At 41.3% G+C, this 17,215-nt stretch carries 19 protein-coding genes; 10 read left to right on the top strand and 9 right to left on the bottom strand.

Going from position 1 to position 17,215, the window contains the following annotated elements:
- The first annotated feature begins 100 nt into the window (after nt 1-100).
- The 3 genes from J0X13_RS14540 (at nt 101) to J0X13_RS14530 (ending at nt 2,741) form a co-directional block, all read left to right on the top strand.
- Nucleotides 101-1,528, top strand: a complete 1,428-nt coding sequence (locus tag J0X13_RS14540) for an amidohydrolase (protein ID WP_207072119.1) — start codon at nt 101-103, stop codon at nt 1,526-1,528.
- Between the two features lie 71 nt (nt 1,529-1,599).
- Nucleotides 1,600-2,094: an RNA polymerase sigma factor gene (locus tag J0X13_RS14535; RefSeq protein ID WP_207072118.1), complete on the top strand. Its 495-nt coding sequence runs from the start codon at nt 1,600-1,602 to the stop codon at nt 2,092-2,094.
- 2 nt (nt 2,095-2,096) lie between these two features.
- The gene (locus J0X13_RS14530; protein ID WP_207072117.1) at nt 2,097-2,741 is read left to right on the top strand and encodes a DUF8845 family protein; all 645 of its coding nucleotides are present in this window, start codon (nt 2,097-2,099) and stop codon (nt 2,739-2,741) included.
- On the opposite strand, the gene J0X13_RS14525 is transcribed toward J0X13_RS14530, so the two are convergent.
- Both J0X13_RS14525 and J0X13_RS14520 read right to left on the bottom strand, forming a co-directional pair.
- Nucleotides 2,738-3,559, bottom strand: a complete 822-nt coding sequence (locus J0X13_RS14525) for a lysophospholipid acyltransferase family protein (protein ID WP_207072116.1) — start codon at nt 3,557-3,559, stop codon at nt 2,738-2,740. The genes J0X13_RS14530 and J0X13_RS14525 overlap by 4 nt on opposite strands.
- A gap of 41 nt (nt 3,560-3,600) precedes the next feature.
- Complete coding sequence (locus J0X13_RS14520) at nt 3,601-4,242, bottom strand: NUDIX hydrolase (RefSeq protein ID WP_207072115.1); 642 nt, start codon at nt 4,240-4,242, stop codon at nt 3,601-3,603.
- Here J0X13_RS14520 and J0X13_RS14515 point away from each other — a divergent pair.
- Nucleotides 4,241-4,969, top strand: coding sequence for a peptidylprolyl isomerase (locus J0X13_RS14515; RefSeq protein WP_207072114.1), 729 nt, complete (start codon nt 4,241-4,243; stop codon nt 4,967-4,969). The genes J0X13_RS14520 and J0X13_RS14515 overlap by 2 nt on opposite strands.
- A 60-nt stretch (nt 4,970-5,029) precedes the next feature.
- On the opposite strand, the gene J0X13_RS14510 is transcribed toward J0X13_RS14515, so the two are convergent.
- The 4 genes from J0X13_RS14510 to J0X13_RS14495 all read right to left on the bottom strand — a co-directional run bounded on the left by J0X13_RS14510 (nt 5,030) and on the right by J0X13_RS14495 (nt 8,208).
- Entirely contained in the window at nt 5,030-5,521 is a 492-nt protein-coding gene (locus tag J0X13_RS14510) for a DoxX family protein (protein ID WP_207072113.1), read from the bottom strand.
- 11 nt (nt 5,522-5,532) lie between these two features.
- Nucleotides 5,533-6,678 (bottom strand): hypothetical protein, encoded by a 1,146-nt coding sequence (locus J0X13_RS14505; RefSeq protein WP_207072112.1) that lies wholly within the window; start codon nt 6,676-6,678, stop codon nt 5,533-5,535.
- 196 nt (nt 6,679-6,874) lie between these two features.
- Entirely contained in the window at nt 6,875-7,489 is a 615-nt protein-coding gene (locus tag J0X13_RS14500) for a trimeric intracellular cation channel family protein (RefSeq protein ID WP_207025597.1), read from the bottom strand.
- A gap of 2 nt (nt 7,490-7,491) precedes the next feature.
- Complete coding sequence (locus J0X13_RS14495; protein WP_207025596.1) at nt 7,492-8,208, bottom strand: RDD family protein; 717 nt, start codon at nt 8,206-8,208, stop codon at nt 7,492-7,494.
- A gap of 35 nt (nt 8,209-8,243) precedes the next feature.
- On the opposite strand from J0X13_RS14495, the gene J0X13_RS14490 reads away from it, so the two are divergent.
- From J0X13_RS14490 to J0X13_RS14465, 6 genes are read left to right on the top strand one after another with little or no spacing between them, the layout of a single operon-like run.
- Nucleotides 8,244-9,215: a stage II sporulation protein M gene (locus tag J0X13_RS14490; protein ID WP_207072111.1), complete on the top strand. Its 972-nt coding sequence runs from the start codon at nt 8,244-8,246 to the stop codon at nt 9,213-9,215.
- Entirely contained in the window at nt 9,199-10,089 is an 891-nt protein-coding gene (locus tag J0X13_RS14485) for a hypothetical protein (RefSeq protein ID WP_207072110.1), read from the top strand. The genes J0X13_RS14490 and J0X13_RS14485 overlap by 17 nt, the downstream gene beginning before the upstream one ends.
- Complete coding sequence (locus J0X13_RS14480; protein WP_207072109.1) at nt 10,090-10,821, top strand: DUF4129 domain-containing protein; 732 nt, start codon at nt 10,090-10,092, stop codon at nt 10,819-10,821.
- On the top strand, nt 10,814-12,031 hold the full coding sequence (locus tag J0X13_RS14475) for a DUF4350 domain-containing protein (protein ID WP_207072108.1): 1,218 nt from the start codon (nt 10,814-10,816) through the stop codon (nt 12,029-12,031). Before J0X13_RS14480 ends, J0X13_RS14475 begins: the two co-directional genes overlap by 8 nt.
- The gene (locus tag J0X13_RS14470; protein ID WP_207072107.1) at nt 12,021-13,013 is read left to right on the top strand and encodes an AAA family ATPase; all 993 of its coding nucleotides are present in this window, start codon (nt 12,021-12,023) and stop codon (nt 13,011-13,013) included. Before J0X13_RS14475 ends, J0X13_RS14470 begins: the two co-directional genes overlap by 11 nt.
- Nucleotides 13,014-13,015: 2 nt before the next feature.
- Entirely contained in the window at nt 13,016-14,347 is a 1,332-nt protein-coding gene (locus tag J0X13_RS14465) for a DUF58 domain-containing protein (protein WP_207072106.1), read from the top strand.
- On the opposite strand, the gene J0X13_RS14460 is transcribed toward J0X13_RS14465, so the two are convergent.
- The 3 genes from J0X13_RS14460 to mnmA are packed head-to-tail and all read right to left on the bottom strand — an operon-like array spanning nt 14,340 to nt 17,050.
- On the bottom strand, nt 14,340-14,813 hold the full coding sequence (locus tag J0X13_RS14460; RefSeq protein WP_207072105.1) for a YfiM family lipoprotein: 474 nt from the start codon (nt 14,811-14,813) through the stop codon (nt 14,340-14,342). The genes J0X13_RS14465 and J0X13_RS14460 overlap by 8 nt on opposite strands.
- A 50-nt stretch (nt 14,814-14,863) precedes the next feature.
- A complete protein-coding gene (locus J0X13_RS14455) occupies nt 14,864-15,805 on the bottom strand; it encodes an NAD(P)H-dependent flavin oxidoreductase (RefSeq protein ID WP_207072104.1) in 942 nt (313 codons plus the stop codon).
- A gap of 54 nt (nt 15,806-15,859) precedes the next feature.
- Entirely contained in the window at nt 15,860-17,050 is a 1,191-nt protein-coding gene (gene mnmA, locus J0X13_RS14450; protein WP_207072102.1) for a tRNA 2-thiouridine(34) synthase MnmA, read from the bottom strand.
- Nucleotides 17,051-17,215 lie beyond the last annotated feature (165 nt).

The following is a 17,215-nucleotide window of genomic DNA, read 5'->3' as shown; positions in this document are numbered from 1 at the left end:
TTAGACATATCAACAAATTTAAGTAATCCCGTGTAGTACGGGTCATTACAGGGTTGGTTTTTTTGTATCTTTAGCGCCTAACTCAAAAAAACTTCAACCAATGAAAAAAATTCTCCTGTTAGGTGCACTCTTTCTTTTGTGCACAATGGGTATTCATGCCCAAAAAAAGAAAAATGATGTCATCAAGGATTTAGATTCCAAATCTGAAAAATATAGTGAAATTGCCCACGAAATCTGGGGTCTTGCCGAAATGGGCTATTTGGAAGAACAAAGCTCTGCGCTATTGCAAGAAACCCTGTCGGATGCCGGTTTCAGCATTGACAAGGGCATTGCCGGTATCCCAACGGCATTTAAAGCAGAATACGGTTCCGGTTACCCGGTAATTGCCATTTTGGGGGAATACGATGCCCTACCAGGACTGTCTCAAGAAGCCGTTCCAGAGAAAAAATCAGCCGGAGGAGCTGCCGGTCATGCCTGTGGCCACCATTTGTTCGGGACCGCATCCACCGCAGCGGCAATTTCTGTAAAAAACTGGATGGAAACCAATAACATTAAAGGAACCATTCGCTTTTATGGGTGTCCAGCAGAAGAAGGTGGCTCAGGAAAAGTCTATATGGTTCGTGAAGGTGTCTTTGACGATGTGGATGTTGCACTGCACTGGCACCCTGGTTCCGCAAATGCTGCAAGCGCTGGTGCTGCACTCGCCAACAAATCTGCTAAATTCCGATTTTACGGAGTTTCTGCCCACGCCGCAGGAGCACCGGAAAAAGGACGTTCCGCACTTGACGGTGTAGAGGCCATGAACGTTATGGTAAATATGATGAGAGAACATGTCCCGGAAGACGCGAGAATTCACTACGTGATCACCAATGGTGGTAAAGCTCCCAATGTGGTACCTGACTTTGCAGAGGTATACTACTATGCCCGACATAATACACGTGACGTAGTTGTAGATATGTTCGACCGCATGGTAAAGGCAGCAGAAGGTGCTGCCATGGGTACTGGAACTACCATGGAATACGAAATGATAGGGGGAACACACGAATTACTGCCCAACCTCACCGTTCAAAAAATCATGTACGACAATTTGGTTGAAGTTGGAGGTGTTACCTACAATGATGAAGAAAAGGCTTTTGCCGAAAAAATATCCGAAACCTTGGGCAAAGGCGCTCCGGATATCGCTACTGCTGAAACCATTCAACCATACAAAGAGACTGCCCAAGCTTATGGATCTACCGATGTGGGCGATGTGAGCTATACGGTTCCAACCGCTGGTTTGGGAACTGCAACCTGGGTTCCTGGAACACCCGCACACAGCTGGCAAGCCGTAGCTGCCGGCGGAATGACTATTGGTTCTAAGGGAATGATGGTCGCGGCCAAAACCCTTGCACTTACCGCAATGGATATTTTTGAAAGTCCCAAAACGGTGGAGGCAGCAAAAAAGGAATTGGAAGAAAGAAGAGGCAAAGACTTCAAGTATGTTCCCATGTTGGGCAACAGACCACCTGCCTTGGACTATCGTAATTAGTTTTTTACCTAACACTGTAACAAAAGTTGTTTTATATACACTGATATATAAAGCAAATTACCAACCGCTTAGTGAACAAAGAACTGGAACATCGTTTTGTGACGGAACTTGAGGACAATCAAAACATTGTCCATAAGGTGTGCAGTCTATATACCAATGACAAGGACTCCCATAACGATTTGTTCCAAGAGATCACTATACAGTTGTGGAAAGCTTACCCAAAGTTTCGGGGAGATGCCAAGTTTAGTACCTGGATGTACCGTGTTGCATTGAACACGGCCATAACATTGTACAGAAAGTCCAAGAAAAGGGTGAAAACCCAGGATTTTGATTCGGTCCTCTATAAAATCAAGGCCACAGATTATGATGATACCGAGGAGCGACAATTAAAATTAATGTACGATGCCATAAAACAACTTGGTGATATTGATAAAGCCTTGGTCTTTCTATACCTGGAAGACAAGGATTATTCCGAAATAGCCGAAACTTTGGGTATTTCCGAAGTAAATGCGAGAGTGAAGATGAGCAGGGTAAAAACTAAATTAAGAACCATATTAAATCCTTGATTATGTTGGATGAACTGGAGCTCTTGAAAAAAGATTGGCAGAAGCGGGAAGCAGACCTCCCCAAGCTGTCCTATGAGCAAATCTATCCGATGACCAAGAAAAAGTCATCGTCCATAGTAAAATGGATTTTTTATATAAGTATTATAGAATTTGTTTTCTGGGCAGGTATCAATATTATTTTTAGTGGTCCCGAAACCATGGAGGAGCTTAAAGCCATGCACATCCACAAAGTGATCATGGTTCTCAATGTCATCAATTACGCCATTATCCTTTACTTTATTTACAAGTTTTACACCAACTACAAAAAAATATCCTTCACAGATTCCTCCAGGAATTTGATGAAAACCATTTTAAAGGTAAAACGTACCGTTACACAGTACGTATGGTTCAATCTCATCATCTTTACCACCTACCTGATCATTAACATGTACGGGGTATTGCTCTACGGCCCTGAAGGTCAGAAAATTGTAGAAGCCGCTTCTCAAGATGGAAACAGTATGGCTTTTTGGGCCATGGTGATCGGGATATCCATAGTTTTCACAGCAGTGATCTTATTTTTGATCTGGCTGTTCTACAAACTTCTTTATGGTATCCTTCTGAAAAGACTTAGAAAAAACTACAACGAGCTCAAAAGGTTAGAAGTTTAATTATCTAATTTGCCCTTGTAACTGTACCGCCTTTTTTGATTCTCCTCTTCGTAGGCAAGAAGTTCTTTTTGAGGAATTACTTTTAAGAAAGATGGATGTTGCTCGATGGCGTACTCCAATTTTTCCAATATGGCCTCAATGGATTCATTGTCATAATCAATTTCCAAAGGCTCCTTTATTTGCATGGATTGAAGAATTCCTTTCTTTTTCACCCTTAATCCCTTCTTATCAAAAGAACGGCGGAACCCATCAATAACAACAGGCACCACCACTGGCTTATACTTTTTTATGATGTGTGCCGTACCCTTTCGTAACGGTTTCCAAGGTGTAGTGGTTCCCTGTGGAAACGTTATCACCCAACCATCGTCAAGTGCCTTTCCAATATTGGAGATATCACTGAATTTAACTTGTCGGTTCACATTTTTACCATCGGCCCTCCATGTCCTTTCGATACTAATGGACCCGGCATAAGCCAAAATTTTTGTCAACAGGCTCTTCTTCATGGTCTCCTTGGCCGCCACATAATAAATGTTCAATTTAGGGTTCCACAGATAGCCCAAATTTTTAATACTATCCTCTCTTCCGCTTAAACTGGCATTAAAAACATGGAACATAGCAACCACATCGGCAAAGTACGTTTGATGATTACTAACAAAAAGTACATTGTTTTCGGGAAGATCACGGATAATTTGTGAACCTTCGATCTCTAAAGTATTAAATCCTTTATACCGTTGGTGCGTCATCATACCAGCTATACGAATCAGCCATCGTTTTAAAAATAAAATATGACCAAAAGGATTTTTCTTAAACAGACCCATTTATAGTGTTGATTATTGACCACAAATTTACAAAATAGCCATTAAAGCACTTGCCGCAAAAGCTCTTTGATCTCGCTCAACATCATGGCTGTGGCGCCCCAAACAGTGTAACCGTTTAATTTAAAGGCGGGTACATTAATGTTTTTCGCATAAGAAGTACTCAAAATTTCTTCAATATGGTTGGAATCATCCAAAAAATCCCTGAGATACACCTCTACCAAACTTTCAACCTCGCCTTCTTCCTTTGTAAAAGGTTTCGGATTTGGATAAATTCCAATGTATGGGCGAACTAAAAAATTGCTCGGGGGTATATAAACCTCACTCAATTCTTTGATTACCTCTACCGCTTTGGGCGGCACACCAACTTCTTCATGGGTTTCCCTTAAAGCGGTTTCCATCAAGTCCCTGTCCTCTTTTTCCACTTTACCTCCGGGAAATCCAATTTGATTGGAGTGTACACCTTGATACACCTTTCTTAGGATCAAAAGTAATCGGGTTTCCTGCTCAACATCAGGATAAAAAAGCGCCATTACCCCTGCCCTTCTTGGATTTGCATCTTGTACCCTATTGTTCTTTAACCACTGAATACGAAGTTGCGGAGACATTTTATGATGAGAATCTTCTCCAGGTAGTGGGAGATTTTTTAATTTTAAAGCTAGTTCACAAAATTCATTAAAATTCATGCTGTTGAGACAATCGGCTTTAACTACAAGTATATTATTTCTTTTATTCGTTTCCTGTGGAGAATCCCCTAAAAAGGATAAAGACAAAGTTCAGGAAAATATTGCAAACACCGACACCATACCAGAAACCGAAGTGGATTCAACCGCCATAGCAGAAGAGGAGGAAGAGGAAGAGCCTTTTCAACTTACGGAAGAAAATGCCATCGACTTCTTTTTTGATTATTCCAAAAAACTTAAAAAGGACAAGGTTAAAATTACCACGACAATGGGGAGTTTTACCGTTCAGTTGTACGATGATGTCCCATATCACAAGGCAAATTTCATTTATTTAGCGAGACAAAAATATTTTGACAGCACCCAATTCCATAGGGTCGTAAAAGATTTTATAATTCAAGGTGGAAACTCCGATGACCGAAAAACCGCAAGAAAAAGGGGTAAAATAGGACGATACCTGCTCCCCCCAGATGCTAAAAAAGGACACAAACACCACAGGGGAACCATTTCCATGCCCAGTAGTGAAAGGGACAATCCGCACAAGTTGGCCTCTCCCTACGAGTTTTTCATCGTAGTAACGGATCCTGGCTCATATCACCTTGATGGCTCCTATACTCCTTTTGGTCGCGTAGTGGAAGGAATGGACGTTGTGGATGCCATAAACAATGTTCCCGTGGGCGACGGAGATTGGCCTTGGCAAAATATTTACATCCTTAAGACTGAAGTTTTATAAACTTTGTCTGGACTTTTATCCCTTTTGAAAAATTAAAAAAGCCATCATTATTAAAGGACATTAGGCTTTTTTAAAGAGATTTTTCCCGATGATGAACCGGTAAGGAAAGCTCTCCTTTTTATTTTCAGATGGCACCTCCTGCCCTGTTGGAGCAGTTTTCCTTTCATAAATAGAAACCAGAACGGCTATAATTATGAGATTTTTCATGATATATTGCCCAACTAAAGTCAACGATAGCGGTTCTTCTCCAAAAACATCGTTAGGGAAAAACAAAAGGGGCGTAAATGTACATACCATATGTATTAGTGCAAGAATCACTGCTTGCCTGCGGAAAAGCCCTAGAACGAATAAAAATCCCAATCCTACTTCCCAAATGGCAAGTAGGATAATGGAAACCTCATCGGGAATAAGCCCAAAAGTGAGATGATGAATGGTATTTTTTGCCAAATCTTCGGCCGGACTTAGGTTAGGGACAAATTTCAGTGCTCCAAACCAAAAATAAACTACGCCCATGGAAATGGACAACATTCGCTCTTTTATAGACTTTCCCATTTTATAAATATTTAATTATTGAATTCGTTCATGAGTTCTGGATCAACTTTTACTTTACTTCTTGCAAATCGATAGGACACCCCTACATTGATCAAATAGTCGGCGAATGCTGCATCTCCCATTCTTGGCTCCCCGGTCATCTGTTGTGTTTCCAAATCGGTAACACTTTGCGGACGTTCCCTTCTTACTGCAAACGGCACGTTCAGGTTCAACGAAAAGTTATCCTTCATAAAAGCGATTCCCGGGTCGATGGAAAGCACATTTCCAGGTCGTCTAAAACCTTGGTTCCCCCCTATCAAATCTTTAACGGGAACTCCCTCGTAGCGTGCGCCCAAAGAAGCGGAAATGGTATTGCTCAAACTGTGGCTGAATCCAGCTCTTACCGAAAACTGGTCAGGAACGGCCATAATAGCCTCATTTTGTAGAATCGGGCTCAAGGTTTCCCTAAAGGTGCGCGTACCGTTGGTCTCTCTTGGATTGATCAAATAAAAACCACCTCCATAGGCAAAAAAGCGTTCAGCGATTTTTTGGTAAAACTGAAAATCCAACGTAATCCCAAAACCACCATCACCAGGCTGGATGCTTTGATCTACAGGTCTAACTTGTGGTCCACCTTCCGGCCCAACATTGTAAAAAATGTCCGAGGCATTGTAATTGCCCGTTGGCAACTTTAGTCCCAATCCCACAGCTAAGTTTCCGTTTTGGTGTTTTTCCAAATCAAACAACCAATAACCTACACCCACACGAATATCGGCCAAGCCTCTTGAAAACGTGGTGTTTCGTTCATCCCTACCGTGTTCGTATAAAGAGGAGCGCGTATTGATGACAGTCGGGATAGTGATACTGGCATACCATCTATCCGAAATCCCATAGGTCAAGAAAAAATCCCAGGAATGGGAATGGTTGATTACTTCCGACCCATTGGATACCCTGTCCGGTTCTTCTTCCGTTCCCCTAAAATGGCGAAAGGATTTAAAGTATCTGTAATTACTTCCTATTTGAATGTCCCCCGGACCTAATAAATTGTTTTCCAAAGTATTCCCCACACAAGAGGAAAAATGTCGGATAGCGACACATCCCTGCGCAGTGGCTTGATGGATTCCTAAAAATAAGATAAGCCCAAAAAATGGAATCATTGATGATCGTGATGTTTTCATACCTGAATTTCGATTGGTTTTGCAAGGAGACCGGTTACCTGTTTATGCTCCTTGCTTGGTTAACACATATTGCTCGAGGGCCAAAATAGAGTTATACCAAAAGGGTCAAGACTAATGAAAAAGTAAAAATGATTAATGAAGGGTTAATTTTACTAAACAACAATTAACCACTATTGAAGAAAAGTTAGCGAAGTAGTTATTGAACTTGCTTTTTATAAATGTTGGGCAAACTTATTTTGAAACGAACTGCCAATAACCTTAAGAGTATTACCACTAATATACCTGCTATGTAGGCGTATTCGTCCTTTACAGGGAACTGTATCATCAAAAAATAGCTCAGTGCCCCCAAAATACATGCTGTTGCATAAATTTCCTTTCGGAAAATGACTGGAATCTCATTACACAGGATATCCCGTATCACACCGCCAAAGCAAGCCGTCATGGTACCCAAAAAAATGCACATAACGGGCAAGAGCTCAGCTTCCAGACCTTTTTCCACACCAACCATGGTATAAAGCCCAATACCTATGGTATCGAACAAGAACAACGACTTGCGAAGGTATTTGAGTTTGTTCACGAAAATGATGGCAAAAACCACTGAAATAAATATGGTAATCACATAGGTAAGGTCCTGCATCCAGCCGACGGGTGTGTTCCCGATCAACAAATCACGTAAAGTACCTCCACCAATTGCCGTCACAAAGGCAATGATAAATACCCCGAAAAGATCCAAACGCTTTTCCATAGCCACCAAAACTCCAGAAATGGCAAAGGCTATGGTGCCCAAAATGTCTATGGTCAAATACAGCATAACTACATTTTTTGAGTGTAGTAATTATAGTCCTTGATAATGACGTCCACAAAATCAATAGGCTGAAGTGAAGTCTGCACACCCAACACCTCTTTGATACGTTTGTCCAAAGAAACAATAATATTATGATTGGCATTGCGCTTGGCCTTGTCGTACAGTTCTTTTATGGTCTGCATTTCCTTATCCTTAAAAACGGTCACTTGTGGAAAGGTCGGCTGATAATCGTCCGGTAATTCGCGAAGCAATGTATCGCTCAAAGATACTCGTTTTTTTTCGCTGATTACCGTAGTACCTGCAGCAATGTCGCCCAATCGCTGGCCCTTGCCACGAATCAAAATAGTGAGTACGGCGCCACCTCCAGATGTAAGGCTTACATCAATGATCCGTAAGGCCCATCGAACAAAATAATTGCCGAAATTTGGTTTGGAACCATCAAGTTTTACCACTCTAAGGTTCATGGCTCCCTTTCCGATTGTCCTGCCATTCATCAACGTTTCAAACAGCAAATAATAAAAAAAAGCGGGCAGGGACAATATCAAATAAAAAGCCCACTGGTCGTCAATATCAACCTCAAGTGAAGCTAAAAAAACGAAAATCAAAATGGTGTAGACCACAATAATAAAGGTATCTATTATATAAGCCAGCATACGTTCACCTAAATGAGAGGTGTTTTGGTTGATGGTGATATTTTGGGCCGTTTCTATTTGAAATTGTTCCATATTTTAGTTTCTTTACTTACAAACCACCGGATTAAATGCGTGAGGCCGCTTTTGTTAGGCAAAATAAGGATAAATGGGCCGCTTTTGAAAATGCCCTGCTCAATAAAGGGCGACTTCATCCTGATGAGCTTTCGGATCTTTACATTGAGATTACCGATCACCTCGGTTACGCCAAGACCTTTTACCCTGGAAGCAACACCCAAATTTACCTGAATACCCTTGCCTCACAAGCGCATCAAAAAATATATAAGACCAAACGGGAATCCAGAAACCGTATTGTACATTTTTGGAAAACGGAATTCCCTACAATGTTCAAACAACATCACCGAGAATTGCTCATTTCTTTTTTGGTTTTTGCCTTTTTTACGGCCGTAGGTGCATTTTCATCCGCCAACGAAGGTGATTTTGTTCGTTCCATATTGGGCAATGGTTATGTAAACATGACCTTGGAGAACATAGAAAAGGGCGATCCCATGGCAGTCTACAAAGAACAAGGCGCTTTCAATATGTTCTTGGGCATTACCATAAACAATATTAAAGTAGCTATTTATGCTTTTGCATTCGGTATTTTTTTGGGAGTCGGAACAATCTACATTATGCTGAAAAACGGTATCATGCTGGGAAGTTTTCAATACTTTTTTTACGAAAAGGGACTGCTTTGGGAATCGGCACGCACCATTTGGATCCATGGAACTACCGAAATATCAGTCATCATCATCGCTGGCTGTGCGGGCCTGGTGTTAGCCAACGGAATCCTTTTTCCCGGCACTTATACGCGATTGGAATCCTTTAAACGGGGTATTAAAAACGGACTTAAGATAATGGTGAGCACGGTACCTTTCTTTATCATCGCAGGGTTTTTGGAAGGTTTTGTGACCAGACATACCGAAATGCCCGATTGGCTTGCAATTTTCATCATACTCACATCGTTGTCATTGATCATATACTATTACATTATTTATCCAAATCAAATCCATCGAAAAACCGCCCATGCAAACAACCAATAAATATATAGAGTTTAAAAAGCAGCGCGAATTGGGAGAAATACTTTCCGATTCCTTTGGCTTTATCCGCAATGAATTCAAACCCTTTTTCGGAACTATTTTAAAAATTGTAGGTCCTTATATTTTGGCAATGTTGATTTCCATGGGGTTTTACATGTACACCATAGGTGATGTTTTTAACCTTACAGCCATTGGGGGAAATCAATTCTCCGCATTATCGCCAGTTATCATGGTCATATCGGTATTGGCGCTTATGTTAAGTTCAATTGCGGCTTATGTATTGGCACAGGGCACAGTACTTTACTATATCAAATCATATATTGACCATAAAGGAACCACGGATTATGATGAAATTCGACAAGGCGTTTACGGTTCTTTCTGGTCTTTGATCGGTTTGGGTATCTTAGTAGGTCTATCGGTTTTTATCGGCGCCATGTTTTGCCTTATACCTGGTATATATTTGGCCGTGCCTTTATCAATTTCATTTGCCATTTTGGTTTTTCTTAAAAAGGACACTATGGATTCCTACCAGTACAGCTTTAGCTTGATCAAGGAAAACTGGTGGATCACCTTTGCCACACTCTTTATCATATACATTATTGTTATGGTCGCCACTTATGCCTTTAGTTTACCGGGGGCCATATATACTTGGATAAAGATGGGCGTATTTTCGGGCGAGATGGATGCCGAAAACATGAATTTGTTCAACGACCCCATATATCTTTTCCTGAACATTTTGAGTAGCTTAGTACAATTTTTGATGAACATTATTCTACTAGTGGCCACTGCGCTTATCTTTTTTAACCTCAACGAAAAGAAAAACTTTACGGGTACTTTTGAGCGTATTGAAAGCCTCGGAAAATCAGCAGAGGAATAGATGCATAGATTGCTGATATTATCGTACCTTTTTTTTTCCTGGACAATTCCTTTTGCCCAGAACGACTCCCTAATAAGGTATGACACATCAGATATCGACCCCATCCAATTCAGTGAGGAAGACTTGGAATCCTTTAAGCAGGATAGCACCTTCAATTATGAGGAGGTAGAACCTGAAAACACGTGGTGGTCCGATATTACCAATTGGTTCTACAATATTTTGCGGAGCTTTTTTGAATGGATCTTTGGTGTTGGAAATGCCGAAGGTTATTTGGCCGTATTTTTACAAATTCTTCCCTATCTGCTCTTGGCCCTATTCCTTTATTTAGTGATTCGCTTCTTCGTAAAATCCAATATGCAGGGAATAGGTAAAAACAGGAAAAACCCAAATGTGGTGTCCCTATCCGAAGATGAACACATCATTAAAAATGAGGATATCCAGCAATTGATAAAAAATGCACTGGCAAATCAAAATTACAGGCTTGCCATTCGGTATTATTACCTCTACATCCTCCAATTACTATCGGAACGGGAGATGATAGATTGGCAGCAACAGAAAACCAATGACGATTATTTGGATGAACTTTCCGAAAGTGTATTGAAAAACGAATTTGGAAAGGCCACCTTGCTCTACGATTATGTTTGGTACGGAGAATTTGAACTCGACCGATCACGTTATGAGAAAGCCGAAATTGTATTCACCTCCTTAAAAAATTCAATTGCCGATGTCTAGGAAGGGTTGGATATATATGACCATTGGCGTTTTGACCCTTGCGGCCATATTTGCCATGGAATACAACAAGCCGAAAAAGGTGAATTGGTTCCCCTCCTATGTGTCGCACCATAAAATACCTTATGGGACTTACGTGCTCAACAGCTTGATGGAAAAACATTTTCCAAACAAAATAGAACAGGTACAAAAGCCACCTTTTGAATTATTGACCCGCACGGACTCCATTAGGGGCACCTACTTTTTTGTGAACGAAACGGTCTCTTTCGGAGAGGCTGAACTAAATGTACTATTGGATTGGGTAGACCAAGGAAATACGCTTTTTGTGGCCTCAGATCGTTTTGAACAAAAATTACTGGATACTCTCCATTTGGAACAGGCCAACGTTTATAACGATGGACAGTTGGAGCCTCTTTTTTATTTGGAACTTTCGAATCCAAAATTGACGAGTTCCACCTACAAATTCACCAAAGATTACTACACCACTGGTTTTGATCAGTTGGATACCTTACGGACTACCGTTTTGGCCCAGGTATATACTCGGTCGGACAGTACGGATAACATCAAAAAACATGTCAATACCATAAAACAATCCTTTGGAAACGGGGAGATCCTGTTGACCAGTTTCCCAAAGGCCTTTACCAATTACTTTATCCTAAAGGATACTAATCAAGAGTATACCGCAGGGCTGTTATCTTATTTGGATACCGATAAACAGATTTACATGGACAACTTCCATAAATCAGGGAAATCCTTTTATACCTCTCCCATGTATCTCTTTTTAAACACCAAAGAATTTAAATGGGCCTACTATCTTGTGCTGATCGGGGCGCTTATCTACATCATTTTTGAAGGAAAAAGAAAACAACGTGCCATTCCGGTGGTACAGCCCGTAAAGAACCAAACATTGGCCTTTACACGGACCATAGCGGACATGTATTTCGAAAAAGGAGAACTACACTTGATCACCAAACATAAAATTGATTACTTTTTGGAATATCTAAGGTCTAAACTACATATCTCCACCCAAAATTTGGAAGACGAAACGTTTTTGAGAAATCTGTCCATGCGGAGCAATACCGATTTAAAAGACGTGAAGACATTGATGGGTACCATCTCCAAACTAAGGGAAAAACAATACGTGACCGAAACCGAACTAAAGAATCTGAATCAAAAAATACAAGCATTTAAAGCAAACGTGGATGGAAAATAAGGAAAACAACGACTTGAATTTCAACAATAGAGTCCCCTTGGAAGAGTTAAGGGATACCGTGGAACAAATAAAAAAGGAGCTGTCCACCATAATCGTGGGCCAAAAGGATTTTATCGAACTTTTGATTATTTCCATATTGGCCGATGGACACGCCTTGATCGAAGGAGTACCCGGAATAGCCAAAACGGTAACGGCCAAGTTGTTTGCAAAAACGCTCAAAACCGAATTCAATCGCATCCAGTTTACGCCTGATCTGATGCCGAGCGATATATTGGGGACCTCTGTTTTCAATACCAAAACCAATGAATTTGAATTTAAAAAAGGTCCCATCTTTTCCAACATCATTCTAATCGACGAGATCAACCGTGCCCCAGCCAAAACACAGGCAGCTCTTTTTGAGACCATGGAAGAACGCCAGGCCACTGTGGATGGAAATACGTATAAAATGGGGCAGCCCTTTATGGTGTTGGCCACACAAAACCCCATCGAACAGGAAGGAACATACGCGCTGCCCGAGGCACAACTGGACCGTTTCCTGTTCAAGATCAAAGTGGATTACCCCTCTGTAGAGGAAGAGGTTGTAATTCTACAAAACCATCACGAACGTAAGGGCGAAAAGCCGCAGGACAAGATCAAGGCCGTGCTCACCCCTAAAAAACTATTGGAATTCAAAAAGAACATTCACGAAGTGGTCGTGGAACAAAAAATATTGGATTATATCGCCAACATTATAACACAGACCCGAAACCACCCACATTTATACCTTGGTGCCTCACCTAGGGCATCCATTGCCACATTAACAGCTGCAAAGGCTTTTGCTGCCATATCGGGGCGCGATTTTGTGATACCCGAAGATGTAAAAAAAGCTTTGGTACCCGTACTCAACCACAGGGTAATATTGACACCTGAACGGGAAATGGAAGGTATGACCACCGAAAATGTGGTCACTATGATCATAGAATCTGTTGAAATACCAAGGTAAGCATGGCATTGCTCAGGTCGCTGTACATACATAATGTTTTCTTCCGGTATATCGCCGTACTGGCTGCATGCTTTGTGATTTCCTATTGGTTACCGATACTTTATCCCATTGCATGGATATTGGTATTTCTGTTGCTTACGCTGTTCTTTTTGGACCTGTATTTAATGTATGCGACCAAAAATGCCATAAAAGCACATCGCAAACTTCCTCAAAAATTATCCAACAGCGACGAAAATATTCTATCAGTCCACCTGAGTTCCAAATATCCCTTTAAAACAGGGATTTCGGTAATCGATGAATTGCCCATACAGTTCCAAAAAAGGGATTTTGAACATAAGACACAGCTGCAAAAAGGTGAGTCCCACTTTTTTGAATACTCCGTCCGTCCTGTGGAACGTGGAGAATATGTTTTTGGCAACTTGAATGTATTTGCCTCCTCTCCTTTACACATTGTAAAAAGAAAATATGTATTCCAAAAAGACCAAATGGTTCCCGTGTATCCATCCATCATACAAATGCAACAATATGACTTTTTGGCCACGAGCAATCGCTTGACCGAGTTCGGACTCAAAAAAATAAGGAGGATAGGACATACGCAAGAGTTTGAACAGATCAAGGAATATATAAAAGGTGATGATGTAAGGACCATTAATTGGAAAGCCACGGCCAAAAAGAACCAGCTGATGGTGAACCAGTACCAAGATGAGAGGTCACAGCCCATTTATTCCATTATTGATACGGGAAGAGTAATGAAAATGCCCTTCAACGGGTTGAGCCTGTTGGACTATGCCATTAATTCCGCCTTGGCCTTTTCCAATGTCGCCCTAAAAAGAAATGATAAGACCGGATTGCTCACCTTCTCCAAAAAGATTGAAACTTTTGTACCAGCCGTCCAGAAAATCACGCACCTCAACACCATCATGGAGAGCCTGTACAATATCTCCACAGATTATTCCGATTCTGATTTCGGCCTGCTGTATGCCCATGTCAAACGTAAAGTGAACCAACGCAGTCTTTTATTGCTCTATACCAATTTTGAACACATATCGGGACTCAAAAGGCAGTTGCCCTATATATTGGCCATGGCCAAAAAGCACGTATTGGTGATTATTTTCTTTGAAAACACGGAATTGGAATCTTTAGTAGCTGAAGATGTTGAAGATTTACAAGCCATTTACCAGAAGACCATTGCCGAGAAATTTTCATTGGAAAAACGATTGATGCAAAAAGAACTTCAAAAGTATGGCATCCAGACCATTTTGACCAAGCCAGAAGAACTTACCGTAAATACCATTAATAAATATTTGGAAATAAAAGCGAGAGGGATTATTTAGTTGTAAGCTCCTGATTGGAAAGTCCCAAAGTATTCAATGATGGAAGTTTTCCATCTAGCACAACAAATTCGGTTTGTGGTTGAAGAATATGTTTTTTCTTTTTTACATCGAGTTTGGAATAACGACCACGCAAACGTTTACGGTCATCCTTCTTTGCGAAAAGATCAATGGTAACCCCTACGGTGATTCCCCCCAAAATGGTTGCGGCCAAGTCTTCATTGTCCCAACCATTATCGCGCTGCCCTGCATCCACGGTTTCTTTTGCTACCCCTACCAGGGTACTTCCCGCTACCGAACCTACAAAAGTCCAGATACGGTTTCCATGAGAAGCTTGTTTAGCAATCCCTGCCCCAGCAAGGCCAAAAAGATTACCGCCCAAAAAATGGAGTGCTTTGTCCCGCTCCACTTGTCCATGACAATGCGAGGCGAGCACAAAAAAGAGTAGTGTGGGGATTAGTGTTCTCATTGCGCTTGTTAAATATATTAATATTTTCTCAGATTATCACGATCAACGCACTAAAGGTCTTGTATTTGGGCTTTTGCTCGATTGAATTCGCCCATTAACTCTGCTACGATTTCCGCTGCTGGAGTTATGTTATGGATCAATCCTGAAACTTGACCTATTTCCAGTTCACCTTCTTCCATATCGCCTTCAAACATCCCTTTTTTGGCCCTGGCCCTACCCAACAATTCCTTTAATTCTTGTTTAGTGGCACCTTTGGCATATGCCTCTTGTACATCTTGGAAAAATTTATTTTTGAGCAAGCGCACAGGTGCAAGTTCCTTCAAGGTCAATTGGGTGTCGCCTTCTTTGGCATCTACCACCCATTTTTTAAAAAGTTCGTGCGACGATGCTTCTGGGGTGGCCACAAACCTACTCCCTACCTGAACGGCATCTGCCCCCAATACCATAGCGGCCAACATAGCCCTTCCGGTAGCAATACCTCCAGCGGCAATTAGGGGAATATGTATTTTTTCCTTTACAGAAGGAATAAGTACCATGGTCGTGGTTTCATCCCGCCCATTGTGTCCGCCCGCCTCAAAACCTTCGGCCACCACAGCATCGACTCCTGCTTCCTGAGCCTTGAGGGCAAACTTTACACTACTGACCACATGCACAACGGTTATTCCCTTCTCTTGAAGAAACTTGGTCCAGGTCTTGGGGTTTCCAGCCGAAGTGAACACAATCTTCACTTCATGCTTTACGATAATATCCATCAATTTTTCAATGTCAGGGTACAGCATGGGTACATTCACCCCAAAAGGTTTGTCCGTAGCATTTTTACATTTGATGATATGTTCCTCCAATATTTCGGGATACATACTTCCGGCACCCAACAAGCCCAATCCACCAGCGTTTGAAACCGCAGAGGCTAAACGCCAACCGCTTGCCCAGACCATTCCTGCTTGAATAATTGGGTATTCAATTCCGAAAAGTTGTGTGATTTTATTTTGCATGGAAATTTATATTCAATTTTCCACCAAAATAATTAAAATAAATAAAGAATCTATTTAGGAGATCACCCCAGAACCAATCAACTCGTCATTAATGTACCATGCAGCAAACTGCCCTTCGGTAATGGCCGATTGTTTCTCTTTAAAGTCCACGAACAATCCATTTTCTACTTTGTAAAGCGTAGCTGATTGTAGGGGTTGACGGTATCGGATGCGGGCCATCACCTCCATGGTTTCGTCCACCTTCAAGGCTAAATCCGGGCGTACCCAATGGAGTTCATCTTCTTTAATGAACAATGTATTTCTGAGCAGACCAGGATGTGTTTTGCCTTGCCCTGTGTAAATAATGTTCTTATCTACATCGGTATCAATTACGAACAGAGGTTCTTTGGTTCCGCCTACGTTCAGCCCTTTGCGTTGTCCAATGGTGAAATAGTGTGCACCTTGATGCTCCCCTACCACCTTTCCGTCGGATTCGGAATAAACAGGCTTTTCTGCTTGGAAGAATAACTTTTCCCTTTCGTTTTGGAACTCCGGAACTGTAGTGGAGAATTGCACTGCATCGCTGGGCACTTCCACTATTAAGCCTTTTTTGGGCTTTAGTTTTTGTTGTAAAAATTCAGGTAAATGTACCTTTCCCACAAAACACAATCCTTGGGAATCCTTTTTATCAGCTGTGATCAAGTTGTTTTCTGCAGCTATTTTCCTTACTTCTGGTTTTAACAACTCACCAATTGGGAATAAAGTTTTGGCCAACTGCTCCTGGGAAAGTTGACAAAGGAAATAAGACTGATCTTTGTTTGGGTCTTTTCCGGACAACAACTGATAGGTTTCGGTACCATCTTCATTTTGAACAGTTCCCTTTCTGCAATAATGACCCGTGGCCACATAATCGGCTCCCAATTGCAGGGCGATTTTCATGAACACATCAAACTTGATTTCACGATTGCAAAGTACATCGGGATTGGGTGTTCTTCCCTTTTCGTATTCATTGAACATATAATCCACGATACGCTCTTTGTACTCGGTGCTTAAATCCACTGTCTGGAATGGAATCCCAAGTTTTTCGGCAACAATCAAGGCATCATTGCTGTCCTCCAGCCATGGACACTCCTCGGATATGGTCACGGAATCATCATGCCAGTTTTTCATAAACAGGCCAATGACATCGTACCCCTGTTCCTTAAGCAGATAAGCCGCTACGCTTGAATCCACTCCTCCCGAAAGTCCAACAACAACCTTTTTCATTGCAATGATTTAAGAGCACAAAAATACAAATTGACGCTCACTTATTATGATAATTATGTCTTAAACCAATCCTATCCAATTTGTAAACTACAGGATAGCAGATTATTACTTTTGTTAAAGTTTTTATTAAAAATGTTAAACATTATTGTTTTTATTTTGTTTAAC

The sequence above is a fragment of the [Muricauda] lutisoli (nom. illeg.) genome (assembly GCF_017313105.1).
In the GTDB taxonomy this organism is placed as follows: domain Bacteria; phylum Bacteroidota; class Bacteroidia; order Flavobacteriales; family Flavobacteriaceae; genus Flagellimonas; species Flagellimonas lutisoli.
The sequence above is the reverse complement of the archived record's forward strand: the minus strand, read 5'-3'. Positions and strand labels throughout refer to the sequence as shown.